Consider the following 13,537-nt stretch of genomic DNA (forward strand, 5'->3'; position numbering starts at 1 on the left):
TGGATTGCCTCCAACTCCCTCGATGGAATTATTTGATGCCTGCACGCGGGAACGCTACGGTGTAAATTCACCGCCATTGATATCGAGGATCGCGCCGTTCACGAACCCGGCTTCCGGTGCAACGAGGAAGGAGACGGCCCGGGCGATGTCCTCCGGTCGACCGAGACGTCCGATCGGGATGCGTGCCAGAGCTTCCTGGTTGACTGCCGAATCCGGGGAACCGGTCATGTCCGTTATGATGCGGCCGGGGGCGATGATGTTCGCGGTGATGCCAAAGCGCGAATATTCGCTCACGATGGACCGGCTGAGGCCAGTTAGGCCACTCTTCGATGCCACGTAGGCAGCACCGGCGATACGGGGCGTCGCGCGGCTGGCAAGCGAGCCGATGAACACGATGCGGCCGTAGTGGCGTTCGACCATGGCCGGCAGAACGCATTGGCAGCAGACAAGAGCGCCGGTCAGGTTGACCGTCAGGACTTCGTGCCACTCGCCGAGGTCGACTTCCGCCAGGGGGATGCGCCCGCCGCTGCGCTTGGGTGAGTATCCCGCATTGCAGACCAGCACGGACGGGGCTGCCCAATCCGCCGTGACATCGCGGAAGAAGCGACATACGGCGTCGGTATCGCGCAGATCGACCGCCGCCGACCGTAGCCGGTCCGCGCCGTGGGAACCGGCCAGAGCGGCGGTCGCGTCCGCAACCCGTTCCGGCTGGTGGCTGAAGAAGGCGACGCGGTAACCCGCATGCAGAAGCGCGTCAGCCACCGCAAAGCCTATGCCGCTCGATGCGCCGGTGACCACGGCGACGGGCGTCGCTCCATCGGTGCCGATCATGGTGCACCCTCCCCATAGGCCGACCCGGTCTCCGAAACATCAAGCGTCCCGTCATAAAGGGATAGGGGCGGATGCGCATCCGGGTCGGTCAGGATTTCGATGAGCCATGGGCGGTCCGAGGCGAGCGCTTCATCGAGCGCAGCGCCGATATCACCGGGCATCGCGACGACGGTCGCGCCGCAGCCGCAGGCGCGTGCGATGGCCGCGTGATCGACCGGGGCGAAGTGGCAGGCGCTCGTATAGGTGCCGAACTTCACCGTCTCGGCATCCTTCTGATAGCCGAGAATGCCGTTGTTGAGGACGATGACGGTAACGGGCACCCGGCTGCGCACCATGGTCTCGAGCTCGGCCCAGCTATGGGCGAAGCCGCCGTCGCCGACGAGTGCCACGACAGGCGCTTCCGGGCGCGCGACCTTGGCTCCGACGGCGAGCGGCAGCCCCCAGCCGAGGCCGGCGAGGCCACGCGGCGTGATGAAGCGCTGACCGGCTTTGCCCGCGCGAAGCTGACCCAGTATCCACATGGAGGAATAGCTCGCGTCGGCCGTGACGATCGTCTCGGGCGTGAGCCGGGTCTGCAACTCCTTCATCACCCGTTCGGGCCGAATGGGGTTGCGATTGCTGCCCGCAACCGAGGCGCGGTCCGCCTCGAAGGTCGCCCAGGCGGCTGCGATCCGTTCTTCAATTTGCGTCCGGGCAGCGCGGCGGCGAGACAGGTCGCTGCGCTCGATGACGGAGCAGAGGGCTTCGAGTGTCGCCGCTGCATCGCCCGCCAGCCTCAACGCTTCGTAATTGCGGCCGATTTCCGCCGGATCGACATCGATGTGGATCACACGGGTGCCGGGTGTGATATGGCGCCAGCTATCGGTGCCGTTCTGATTGGTGCGGGTGCCGATGAGAACGACGACATCGGCCTCGTCCAGAATGGGTTTAGTGTGCCGCCCGAGAGAGCGCGGCCCCGTCAGCGATCCGAGCACGCCGCCGGAAAGCGGGTGGAATTCGTTGACCGCGCCCTTGCCCATGTTCGTCGTGAAAACGGGCAGATGCGCCATCTCCTGCAAACGGGCGAGCGCGGCGACGGCGGCGGGGGATATCGCCCCGCCGCCTGCGATCACCACTGGCGCACGGGCGGCGGCAATCAGTTCCGCCGCATCGCGCACGATGCTGTCAGCCGGACGGGTGCGGTCAACCGGCCAATAGCCGTAACTCCCATGGCGGGCATGCTTCGGTGCGGCCGCCGGCTCGCGCAGGAGATCCGCGGGGAGAAGGAGCACGGCCGGCCCCGGCCGGCCGCTGCCGGCGGCAATGAAGGCCTGGTCGATATAATCATCGGCGCGGTCCGCCGTGATCATGCGACGCACCCACTTGGCGCATGAGGTGAAGAGCGCGAGGTGGTCGAGTTCCTGAAAGGCGTTACGGTCGAACTGCGGCCGCTCGACTTCCTGCACCAAGGCGACGACGGGCACGCTCGCCTTGAGCGCCTCGGCGAGCGGGGGAACGAGCAGCGTGGCGGCCGGTCCATTCTGGGCGGCAACGACGGAGATCTTGCCGGAGACGCGGGCAAATCCATCGGCCATGGTGCCCCCCATGTTCTCCTGTCGATAGGCAAGCTGGCGAATACCGATCGCCTCACACGCGAGAATGACGGCGGACGGCAGACTCTGCCCGAAAATCACCTCGACACCATGGCGTTTCAGGGCGTGCGCGATCGCCTGTGCAACGGTCTCTGCCATGGTCATTTTCCTTCCAGCGCGTCGATGAGCTCTGCACGCTCGTCGAGGAAACGGTCGAACACATCGCTGATGAACGCGATATTGTCCTCATTCATCGGCGTTGACAGGCAGGCCGCCGCCGCATTGGGAAGGACGATGCCGTTGGTGGTGAAAAATCGGCCGAGTTCCTTCATCATGGAAGCAGCCTGCGGGCTGAGGAAGGCTTCGCGGAATTCGCGTGGAGGGGTGCGTCTGGGGTGGATTCGGAAGAGGGAAGCGACGCCGGTAACGCTCAAGGGGGCGTCACGACGCGCAATCGCCTGCCGGAGGGTATCCCGTAGCTGGTCGCCCAGCCGCTCGAGACGGTCAAAGGCCGCGCGATCCAGCGCATCCATGGCGGCGAGCCCCGCTGTCATGGAGAGCGGATTGGCGGAGAAGGTGCCGCCTTGCGGCAAGGCGGGGCGGCTCGCTCCGGCGTCGAAGACGCCCATCACATCCTCGCTGCCGCCAATGGCGCCGATGGGAAGCCCACCGCCGATGATCTTGCCGAGCGTAAAAAGGTCGGGAATGAGTCCGTAGCGTGCGGAAGCTCCCTCGAAGCCCTGGCGCAGGTTGAGGACTTCATCGCTGATGACGAGGATGCCGTGGTGGCGCGCCGTCTCCTGAACGGCGGCGATGAAATCGGGAGTCGGAGGGGTGAGCCCGCCACGGCTCGGCATGGGGTCGATCAGGATGGCGGCGAGATGCCGGGCATGGTCGGCGATGCGGCGGCGCGCGCCATCAGCATCGTTGAACCGCAACACCACGACGTCGTCGAGCACGGCCTGCGGCATGCCGCGGTAGTAAGGGGTGGAAGCTGGATGCGCGGGATCGCCCCAGGTCTGAGGCGTTATGTGCTGGCTGACCTCAACCCAGTCATAGGCGCCGTGATAAGCGCCCTCGATCTTGGCGATGCCCGAGCGACCGGTGAAAGCGCGGGCCGCTTTGATGGCAAACATGACCGCTTCAGTGCCCGTATTGACGAAGCGGATACGCTCAAGATGCGGGATGCGGGCGCAGAGCAACTCTGCCAGCGCAATCTCGATTTCTGTGGGATTGGCGAAGCAGCTCCCGCTTCTGAGCTGCCGGGTAACGGCATCGATCACAGGCGGGAAGGCATGGCCGTGGATGAGTGTCGTGAAGTTGCCGTTGAGGTCGAGAAAGCGGCGGCCGTCGACGTCAACCAGAAACGCTCCTTCCCCGTGATGCATGTAACGCGGGACGGGGTCGCGCTCGATGGTGACCCTTGCTGTCCCATCCGGAAACACCTTGCGCGCCCGGGTGAAGGCTTCATTGGAGCGAGGGCCGATGATGGATGAGGACAGAGCAACAGTATCGGACACGCGGATTTCCTCCCGACGGATTGATAACTGGCGTTATGATAGATTTTTTGAAATTTGATGCAACAAAAATCAGGAATAAAAAATCTGCCTTGTCAGGGGCTGGGCTGCTCGCGCCGGGACGTCAGGTTGCTTGCGAGTTGACCAGTTCGCTCAGCCGGCGATAGCCGTCGCGCAGGTCGTTTTCAATGGCGGCGCGAACGGTCGCGGGGTCGTGGTCCCTGAGGCCGCGCAAGGCCCACATATGATTGGACACGCCGTGCCGGTTGACGGCAAAATCCGGGTACAGATCGTTCAGAGACGGGCCGATGCGCAACCATTGCGATTCGATCATCGCGACGAGGCGTGGCATTTGCGCCCGCTCGTAAATGCGGAAATGGAACTCCTTGTTGAGGCGCAGTACATCTCTGTAGCGTGCCTCATCCAACGCGCTATTGAGCTGTTCCTGCGTCCTTTCCAGAAAGTCGATATCCGCTTCCGCTACATGGGGCGTGCCCTCGAAGGCGGCGAGTCCTTCGAGGGCAAGGCGAATCTTTGTCACCTCGTCGAGTACGGCCATGGTGAGGCGGGGGACGATCACGGTCTTGGGGCCGAGATTGAAGAGCGCCCCTTCTCCGATCAGCCTGTTGATGGCGTCGCGAGCGGGCGTCGTGGACACCTGCAGGGCTTGCGCGACCGAGCGCACGGTGAGTTTGACGCCTGGCCGGAATTGCCCGCCGATGATGGTTTCTTTCAGGCTTTCATAAGCCAGTTCGCCAAGGCTGCCCTGGCGATCGAGGGGGATAAGGGAGGCGGAAGCCGAATTCTGATGCATGAAAGACCATATACGTTCTCGGCGAACAAAATGCCATTAAAATTCCTTATTGACAAGCGACAGGCAACCATAAATGATGTATCAAATTCCAAAATTTGAGCCATCGACGGGATGGAGGGGTAACGCGTGATCGGTGCTGGCAATAGGATCATCGGGAGCGAAGTATCCATCGAGCGGATATCGAAAAATTACGGAACCGTGTCGGCGGTCGAAAGCGTATCGTTCGCCGTTGAGCCGGGGGAGTTCGTGTCCCTGCTGGGGCCGTCGGGTTCGGGCAAAACGACGCTTCTCATGATGATCGCGGGTTTCGAGTTGCCCAGCGCCGGGCTTATCCGCGTCGGCACGCGCGATCTGACGTATGTGCCGCCGAACAAGCGCAATATCGGCATGGTCTTCCAGAAATATGCGCTCTTTCCGCACATGACCGTTGCTGAGAACATCGGCTTTCCTCTCAGGATGCGGAAGGTCGACCGCGCGGAGATCGCCCGACGCGTCGATACGGCACTCGCGCTCGTCCGCCTCGAAGCCTACGGCAGCCGCATGCCGAGCCAGCTTTCCGGCGGCCAGCAGCAGCGCGTTGCGGTCGCCCGCGCGCTCGTCTTCGAGCCGCCGGTGCTGCTCATGGACGAGCCGCTCGGCGCTCTCGACAAGAAGCTGCGCGGCGAAATGCAGTTCGAGATCAAGAGCCTGCAGCAACGCCTCGGCCTCACGGTCATCTACGTGACGCACGACCAGGAGGAGGCGCTCACGATGTCCGACCGCGTTGCGTTGATGAGCGAGGGCAAGCTCGCCCAGATAGGCAGTCCACTTGAACTCTACGAGGATCCGAAAACGCCCTTTGTCGCTGACTTCATCGGCAAGATGAACTTTCTGCATGGCGAATATCTCGGATCCGATGCAGCGGGAGCAGTTGTACGGCTTCCGGGAGAAGTCGATATTGCCGCCAACAGGCTCAACGGTTCTTCCGATCTTTTCACCGCCGGCAAGAGGGTGAAGATTGCGGTGCGCCCGGAACGGCTCAAGCTCGCGCCCAGAGGGGAGGGCGGGCCGTTCGCTATTCCCGTGATTGTCGAGGCTGCCATCTTCGTCGGGTCGTTCCATGTCGTCCTGGTTCGCATAGCCGGCGTGGAGGAGCCGCTCCACGTGCAGTTGCCGGCAAGCGGGGCCGGGCCCGTCTTTCGTGGGGGCGACAGCGTTGACCTCGTCGCCGAGCGTGAAGCCGTGCGCCTTTTCCCGACGGAGCTCTGAGCCATGGTCGAGGCCGCTACCCCCACCCCTGTGACCGGGCGACAACGCAAGAGCGGTTTCCTTCAGCCGGCCTCCGCTCGCACCTACTCCACGGCGCTTTCGCTCGCACTCATTACGCCGCTTCTCCTACTGCTCGCCTTCGGCTTTCTCTATCCCGTCGGGCGCCTGATCGCAGGCAGCTTCGGCGACACGACGTCCACTTTCGCCAATTACGAACGCATCGTCGCGGAGCCGCTCTATCTCACCATTCTCTGGCGCACGTTCGAGATCGCCTTCGTCGTCACGGTCGCAACCTTCCTGCTCGGATATCCCGTCGCCTATGCGATGGCGCGGCTGAAGGGACGTCTCGCCGTGTTGGTCGCGGCCTGCGTGCTCATTTCTCTGTGGACCTCGGTGTTGGTGCGTTCCTACGCCTGGATCGTCCTTCTGCAAAGAAACGGCATCGTCAATAATGCGCTGATGGAGACAGGGATCATCGCGACTCCCTTGCGGCTCATCTATACCGAAGGCGCCGTCATGATGGCGATGACGCACATCCTGCTGCCCTTCATGATACTGCCGCTTTACGGGGCCTTGCGCACCATCCCCGAAGAATTCCTGCGCGCTGCCCGCAATCTTGGAGCGGGCGCCGCGACGACCTTCTTCAAGGTGACCCTGCCGCTGAGCCTTCCGGGTGTCTTCGCCGGCTCGCTCATGACCTTTATCCTGGCGCTTGGTTTCTACGTCACGCCTGCCCTGGTCGGCGGGCCCCGCACCCTGATGATGGCGACCCTCATCGGTCAGCAAGCCACCGAACTGCTCGATTGGCCATTCGCCGGCGCGCTCGCCGCGGTGCTCCTCGTTTCCACCCTCGTCATCGCCCTGGTTTTCCGGAAGGCGCTTTCGTTCAACAAGGGGTTTGACCGTGTCGGCTGACGCTATCATTTCTTCCCGAACGACATTTCCACGGCTGTCGCCGGCGCGCATCTCCTTCGGGATGCTCCTTTTCGGCCTCACTGTCGGGCTTATCCTCTTCTTTCTCGTGTTGCCGACGTTTCTCGTCTTCCCGATGTCGCTCGGCACGGCCGCCTATATCGAGTTTCCACCGCGCGGGCTCACGCTCAAGTGGTATCTCGAGTATATTCAGGACCCGGACTGGATGGCGGCGACCTTCTTCAGCCTGCGCATCGCCGCGGCGACGACGGTGTCCGCCACCGTTGTCGGCACGCTTGCGGCGATCGCGCTGGTGCGTGGCGCGTTGCCCGGCAAGACCTTGATCCAGGCGCTCACGCTGAGCCCGATGGTTGTGCCGCATATCGTCATCGCGATCGCCGTCTATCTCGTCTTCGCACCGCTGCGCCTGACCGGGAACTTCTTCGGCTTTCTCATCGCCCATACGATGCTTGCCGTTCCCTATGTCGTCATCACCGTGTCAGCGGCCCTGCAGCGTTTCGATCCGATGCTCGAACTCGCTGCCCTCAACTGCGGCGCGAGCCGCACGAGGGCCTTCTTCTCCGTCGTGCTGCCGGACATTTTGCCGGGCATTGCCGCGGGCGCAGTCTTCGCCTTTCTGGCGTCATTCGACGAAGCCACCGTGGCCTTCTTCATCTCCGGTATCGAAGGCAAGACGATTACGCGGAAGATGTTCGAGGATATCGATTTCAATCTCACACCTGTCATTGCCGCGGTATCCACCGTCCTGGTCGTTGTCTCCCTCGTGCTGATGGGCGGCGTCCAGCTCTTGCAGTCGAAGCGCAAGGTCTGAGTGGAGCGCGGCTGGAGAGGGGTCCAGAAGCATAAGAGGGGCCGAACATGAAGAAATTGTACTGTCTCGCAATCGCGGCGTTTGTCGGCATCGCATCCCCTGCTGCTGCTCAGTCGGGGAAGGAGGTGATCTTCGCCACCACCGGCGGCGTGTTCGAGCGCGCGCTTCGGGAAATCTGGTTCGAACCATTTACAGAAGCAACCGGCATCAAGGTCGTCACCGTCACAGCGACCGACGCGGAGCAGCGGACCCGCGCCAAGGCGATGGTTCAGTCCGGCAACGTGACATGGGACATCATCAACAATGTCGACGTGATTGCCGAGTCCGCCGACAATCGTTCATTCACTGAGGATCTTGCGTCGTTCTGCCAGCCGTTTTCCGGTCGGGAGGGTCTGTTGGAGAAAGCCTGTAATCCGGCGGGCGTTCAGCTGTCGCTCAACGCCACGCTGTTGGCCTACAATGAGGAAGCGTTTCCGAAGGATGGCCCCAAGACGTGGACCGACTTCTGGAACCTGACGTCCTTTCCGGGGCCGCGCGCGTTGCCCAATCTCGGCGATCCATGGCGGGTTTTCGCGGCGGCCCTTATGGCCGACGGCGTTCCAGCGGATCAATTATTCCCGCTCGATCTCGACCGTGCAATTCAAAAACTCGATCAGATTCGGCCTCATGTCGATCTCTGGTGGCGAACCGGCGATCAGAGCCAGCAAGGCTTTCGCAACGGTGACTATGTTACGGGCATGATCTGGGGCACGCGTGCCAGCGCGCTCAAAGCGGAAGGGCGGCCTGTCGCAACCTCCTATGCCGGCGCGTTCATGCTGGCGGACACATTGCAGGTCTTGCGCAACGCGCCGAACCGGGAAAATGCGCTGGCGCTGCTGAAGTACTTTCTGGATAGCCCCTTGGTCCAGGCACGCATCGCGGAAAGGTTCGGCATTACCCCGCCCAGCACGGAGGCGATCGCAGTAATGAGCGCGGACGCCCGTGAGAATATCCCGAGTGCGGAAGATTTACGGGCCGTCGTCAAGCATGACCCCGAATGGATCAACGCCCATGCCAGCGAAATGCAGGAACGCTGGAACAGATGGTTACAGCAATGAGCCTCAGAACCGGATGCGAAAGGGTAAGTTAGAATGTCCGCAACTTACCGCATACTCGTGGCTCGTCTTTATCACGAGTCTAACCGGCTCAACCCGGAGCCCACCGGAGAATCCCACTTTCTGATCCAACGCGGCCACGATGCCCTTCGATCGCCTTCGGGTGTGCTCAAGGGCCTCGTCGAAACCCTGGCCGATGCCGATGTCGCGATTGAACCTGTCCTCTCGGCAGGCGCGCCGCCCAGCGGTCTGGTGGATCACGCATTCTACCTGCGTCTCCGGGAGGAACTGGTGGATGCTGCGCGCCGAATTCGGCCCGATGCGATCGGCCTCGAGCTGCACGGGGCGATGGGAACCACCGAGACTCCCGACGCCGAGGGCGACCTTCTGCAAGCCTTGCGCGACGTCGCCGGCCGGAATGTTCCGATCGGCATCGGCCTCGACCTTCATGCCCATGTTACCCGCAGAATGCTCGATACCGTCAATCTCTGCATTGCCTGCAAGGAGAACCCGCATTCGGATACGGTGGAGTGCGGCCAGCGCGTTGCGGAACTGCTGCTCGCCCAACTCGACGGCCGGTTGAAACCGTCCATCGTTTCGGCGCTGGTTCCGATGATTCTGCCGGGCGCATGCGAGACTGCGTCAGGTCCGTTGGCCGAAATTCACGCCAAGGCCCGTGAAGTTGCTTCCAGCCATTCGAACATCAAGGACATCTCGATCTTTAACACGTTCAGGTTCACTGATGATGACGAGATCGGTCAAGTAGTGACCATTCTGAGCGACGGTCCCGATGCGCGCGCCGCCACCGCAGCCGTCGATCTCGCGCAACGCTTCTGGACGGAGCGGGAGCGGTTCAAGGATGATCTGCTGTCGGTCGATGAAGTGTTCGAGCTCGTGGCAAGGGAGCCGGGGAAGCGCCCATTCGTGATCGGCGACATGGGGGATCGTGTTCTGGCGGGCGCTCCGGGAGACAGTACGGTGCTGTTGTCCGCCGTGCTCGATCGTTACCCGGGATTGAGAGGCGCGCTGACGGTCACCGATCCGCTCGCGGCGGCTCAGGCCATCAGCGCGGGTGCAGGTGCGACTGTCACCCTTGCCGTCGGCGCCGACTTCACACCCGGTTTTGAGCCCCGGCTGATTTCGGGTCGCGTGGCGCATGCGAGCGACGGGAATTTCGTGCTGGATGGCCCTTTCCACGGTGGCGAGCAGAGCGCCATGGGTCAAACTGCCGTTCTTCACGTAGAAGATCGCCTGCACGTGTTGCTGACGAGCAAGCCGGCCTACAGTCACGATCCGGCAGTATTCACGAGCCAGGGCGTTTCTCTGGCTGACGTCGATTTCGTCATCGCAAAGTCTGGCTACCATTTCACCTTGAATTTTGCTGGTCGTGCCACGCCTGTTCTCGTGAACACACCCGGCGTCGGATATTACGGCAAGGGACAGTTCCGGTATGAGAAATCCCGTTTCTGGCCGGAGCACGATATCGGAACGCCTCACATCACCGCACGGATCCATCAAGTAGAGGCCGATGACTTCTCAGCAAGGCAGGGGACGATATGACACACTCTGAGCCATTGCTCTGCGACTTACTTATCCATAGCGCGGTCGTCCTGACGGTCGACGATAAGGACACGGTCCTGAGCGACGGTGCGATCGCCGTCAAAGACGGTCGCATCATCGCGGTGGGGGCAACAGCGGAGCTGCAAGCCACCCTGAGAGCCGGGGACATGCTCGATACCAAGGGCGGCGTGGTGCATCCGGGTTTCATCGATGCCCACATCCACGTGTCGCAATACACGGCCCGGAGCGTCCTGCCACGCATGTCCGGGACGACGCTGACCATGGGCGACTGGAAAGCCGCGCTCACGCCGGAAGACGAGCACGCCAGCGCGACGCTCGCGGCCATCGATTATCTGCGCAGCGGCTACACCGGCTTCGTCGATCCGGGCACCATCTTTGAGCCCGACGCCGTCGCCGCAGTCGCTGATGAGGTCGGCATCCGCATCTGGTTGACCGATCCTTACGTTGCCGATCAGGTGCAGGTTCTTGCCCGTGACGAGCCGGATCTCGTCAGCCCCGGCTTCACGCGGCGCTGGCCGAAGGATACCGATGAAGCATTGCGTCGCCTGGGGAGCCAGCTCGCGAGGAACCGCGTATCCGAGGGGCTGGTGAAGGCATTCGTAGGGCTCTATGGTGCCGGTACCGCCTCGCCTGAACTATACAATGCAGCGCTGCGAATGGCGCGTGATCATGGTGTCCAGTTCCAGGAGCACCGGGGTTATAATCCGCGCGCCTATCTGGAAGAAGAGGCCCGACATGGCGGCTCTACCGTGGCCCGCTTGTCGGATGCCGGCATTCTCGGACCGGGGACGACATTCACCCATATGAACGTCATCCATGCGGATGATGTTGACCGGCTCGCTGCATCCTCGACACGCATCATCTGGTGTCCTTTCGCTCAACTGCGTGCGCTCGGTTCAGGTCCGGCGGAACCGCGGATGCTCGAACTCCATCATCATGGCGTCAAGGTAGCGCTTGCTTCCGACATTCCGCGAACCGTGAACTTCGACGCCCTCGGGTCCATGGCGGCGGCTGGACTGGCTGCCACGGGGTGCACAGCCACCGGCCGGGATGTCTTGCGCATGCGCACGATCGGCGCCGCCGCTTCTGTCGGGGCCGAGCGGGAGGTGGGCAGTCTGGAGGTCGGCAAGCGGGCGGACATCGTGGTGCGGCCGCCCCATGCTGGCGAGATGCTCGGTGTCGATCCGATGTGGGAGGTTGCGGTGCTGGGGCTCGCAGTGCCTCCCGCACTGGTGCTGACGAACGGTGTTCCGGTGTTTCGAGACGGCTCGCCGATACGGCTCGATTCCGCGGACGTGCATCTTGATGCCCGGCGCTCCGTCACTGGTCTGCTGGCGCGCATCGGACTTCAATGACGATGGATCCAACAAGAGGGGGAACACGATGATCGATCGACGGCAGTTTCTGATGTATGGGACCTTGGCCGCTGCAGCGGGCTTCCTGCCGGGCAATCCGCAAGAGGCTCGTGCGGCAGCGGACGACTTGGCCCAGCGGGCCATCGCCGCGGGACAGACCGAGGTGGTTGTCGCTGGCGGCACGGGTGCATACGCCGAGCGGGTGAAAAAATTCTTCTATGAACCGTTCACGGAGACCACGGGCATCCGCGTCATCAGCACCGGCGGGACGTACGGAGAAAAGCTCGCGCGGATCAAGGCCATGACGCAGGTTGGGAGAATGGAGTGGGATGTCGTCACACTATCGGTCGATTCCCTGATCGCGGAAACCCGGGATCTTTTCAGAGATCTCGGCCAAAAGTGTGAGGAGACGCCGAACGTGGTCGGGGCTGGCGTGGACGGTGCCTGCGTCCGGTATGGCGTCATTTTCGATGTCGGGGGTGGTGTACTGACCTACGACAAGGGAGCATTTCCCGATGCCGCGCGAGAACCCTCGAACTGGGCAGACTTTTGGGATGTCGACAAATTCCCGGGACCGCGCGCCTTGCCGAATGTCGGAACCCCCTGGTGGCCGCTCTCGGCGGCGCTGCTGGCGGACGGCGTGCTGGCGGACAAGCTGTTCCCGCTCGATCTCGACCGCGCCTTCAATAAGCTCGACGAGATCCGGCCGTATGTGACGGTGTGGTGGCGCAGCGGCGATCAAAGCCTGCAAATCTTCCGCACACGGGAAGTCATCATGGCGATGATGTTCGCCAACCGCGCCCGCACTCTGCAGGTGGAGGGACTGCCTGTCGGCATCTCCTGGAATGGCGCGCCGCTTGATGCCTCGGCCTGGAGCGTTCTTGCCCAGGCTCCGCGCCCGCTGGCCGGACTCGCGTTGTTGAACTTCGTCTATTCGCGTCCGGAGGCGCATGCGGCTTACATGGTGGAGACGCGCGGAGCGACCGCCGTCAAGGCCGCAACCGCACTTCTTCCCCCTGCGGATGCGGAACAGATCCCGACCAATGCGACGATTTGGCCGCAGATCGTCCCGATGGATCGCGACTGGCTGAGCGAAAACCAGAACGCGGTGATCCAGCGTTGGACCAAGTGGATAGCCCAGTAACGTGGGTGGCCTGGTAACGGGGGAGAATGCCCCGTGAGACAACCACGGACCTCCTTGGCGTTACACGAATGGCATCTTGTGACTATAAGTAGAGCAGTGATTGGCCATCAACGAGCTGATCGCGGAAATCATTCCCGTCCACTCACCCTCTGAAGATGTGCTCGCGGTGGTATCGCAGGAGCTGGGAATGCGGCCTGTGCTCGGTTTGTATGGGGACAAGCAGGCGGCGTTCGGGTTGATGAGCCGCGAGAGCATGTCCGGAACGGAGTTTATGGCGACGAGCAAGCTGTAATCGCCATCGACGGAAATCAGCCCCCGGTCGAACATCCAGTGTATCTGCCCAACACCGGGGGACGGGCGATCACCGACGCGGACATGGACCTGCTCTGCGAGACCATCTCCCGCAGCTTTCCCTCCGCCACCGTGCAGCACGCTGACTCGATCTTCGACGGGCGTTTCGTCGGCATCGAGGCGAGCGGGCGCTACATCCGCGTCTACGCCGGCTGACCGCACGCGGTCTCCGCACCGGGCCGCGCCAACTATTGCATCAAACCAAGAAATGGGTACCGTTTTTGGGATAAATTTGATGCACAAACAAAGAGATAGAGTAAAATAGCGATTCAGTTTTATTGCATTTT

At 62.5% G+C, this 13,537-nt stretch carries 13 protein-coding genes; 9 read left to right on the top strand and 4 right to left on the bottom strand.

The features are described 5' to 3' along the window. Window positions 1–54 precede the first annotated feature (54 nt). The 4 genes from fabG to ACUSIJ_RS14855 form a co-directional block, all read right to left on the bottom strand. Complete coding sequence (gene fabG, locus ACUSIJ_RS14840) at window positions 55–831, bottom strand: 3-oxoacyl-ACP reductase FabG (RefSeq protein WP_449309180.1); 777 nt, start codon at window positions 829–831, stop codon at window positions 55–57. Further along, complete coding sequence (locus ACUSIJ_RS14845) at window positions 828–2,567, bottom strand: acetolactate synthase catalytic subunit (protein ID WP_449309181.1); 1,740 nt, start codon at window positions 2,565–2,567, stop codon at window positions 828–830. The genes fabG and ACUSIJ_RS14845 overlap by 4 nt, the downstream gene beginning before the upstream one ends. Next, the gene (locus tag ACUSIJ_RS14850; protein ID WP_449309265.1) at window positions 2,564–3,928 is read right to left on the bottom strand and encodes an aspartate aminotransferase family protein; all 1,365 of its coding nucleotides are present in this window, start codon (window positions 3,926–3,928) and stop codon (window positions 2,564–2,566) included. The genes ACUSIJ_RS14845 and ACUSIJ_RS14850 overlap by 4 nt, the downstream gene beginning before the upstream one ends. A gap of 115 nt (window positions 3,929–4,043) precedes the next feature. Continuing rightward, a complete protein-coding gene (locus tag ACUSIJ_RS14855; RefSeq protein ID WP_449309182.1) occupies window positions 4,044–4,733 on the bottom strand; it encodes a GntR family transcriptional regulator in 690 nt (229 codons plus the stop codon). A 147-nt stretch (window positions 4,734–4,880) separates the two neighbouring features. Between ACUSIJ_RS14855 and ACUSIJ_RS14860 the strand changes: the two genes are divergently transcribed. The 9 genes from ACUSIJ_RS14860 to ACUSIJ_RS14900 all read left to right on the top strand — a co-directional run bounded on the left by ACUSIJ_RS14860 (window position 4,881) and on the right by ACUSIJ_RS14900 (window position 13,406). Continuing rightward, window positions 4,881–5,981 (top strand): ABC transporter ATP-binding protein, encoded by a 1,101-nt coding sequence (locus ACUSIJ_RS14860; protein ID WP_449309266.1) that lies wholly within the window; start codon window positions 4,881–4,883, stop codon window positions 5,979–5,981. Window positions 5,982–5,984: 3 nt separating this feature from the next. Beyond that, window positions 5,985–6,896: an ABC transporter permease gene (locus ACUSIJ_RS14865; RefSeq protein WP_449309183.1), complete on the top strand. Its 912-nt coding sequence runs from the start codon at window positions 5,985–5,987 to the stop codon at window positions 6,894–6,896. Between the two features lie 61 nt (window positions 6,897–6,957). After that, the gene (locus tag ACUSIJ_RS14870; RefSeq protein WP_449309267.1) at window positions 6,958–7,725 is read left to right on the top strand and encodes an ABC transporter permease; all 768 of its coding nucleotides are present in this window, start codon (window positions 6,958–6,960) and stop codon (window positions 7,723–7,725) included. Window positions 7,726–7,772: 47 nt separating this feature from the next. Continuing rightward, on the top strand, window positions 7,773–8,822 hold the full coding sequence (locus ACUSIJ_RS14875; RefSeq protein WP_449309184.1) for an ABC transporter substrate-binding protein: 1,050 nt from the start codon (window positions 7,773–7,775) through the stop codon (window positions 8,820–8,822). Window positions 8,823–8,855: 33 nt separating this feature from the next. After that, window positions 8,856–10,379 carry a M81 family metallopeptidase gene (locus ACUSIJ_RS14880; RefSeq protein WP_449309185.1) on the top strand — a complete coding sequence of 508 codons (1,524 nt, stop codon included), beginning with the start codon at window positions 8,856–8,858 and terminating at the stop codon, window positions 10,377–10,379. Further along, window positions 10,376–11,755, top strand: coding sequence for an amidohydrolase family protein (locus tag ACUSIJ_RS14885; RefSeq protein WP_449309186.1), 1,380 nt, complete (start codon window positions 10,376–10,378; stop codon window positions 11,753–11,755). The genes ACUSIJ_RS14880 and ACUSIJ_RS14885 overlap by 4 nt, the downstream gene beginning before the upstream one ends. Window positions 11,756–11,783: 28 nt before the next feature. Continuing rightward, the gene (locus tag ACUSIJ_RS14890; RefSeq protein WP_449309187.1) at window positions 11,784–12,899 is read left to right on the top strand and encodes an extracellular solute-binding protein; all 1,116 of its coding nucleotides are present in this window, start codon (window positions 11,784–11,786) and stop codon (window positions 12,897–12,899) included. 100 nt (window positions 12,900–12,999) lie between these two features. After that, a complete protein-coding gene (locus ACUSIJ_RS14895) occupies window positions 13,000–13,191 on the top strand; it encodes a hypothetical protein (RefSeq protein WP_449309188.1) in 192 nt (63 codons plus the stop codon). A gap of 38 nt (window positions 13,192–13,229) precedes the next feature. After that, window positions 13,230–13,406: a hypothetical protein gene (locus tag ACUSIJ_RS14900; protein WP_449309189.1), complete on the top strand. Its 177-nt coding sequence runs from the start codon at window positions 13,230–13,232 to the stop codon at window positions 13,404–13,406. Window positions 13,407–13,537 lie beyond the last annotated feature (131 nt).

Source organism: Pseudochelatococcus sp. B33, from assembly GCF_053570585.1.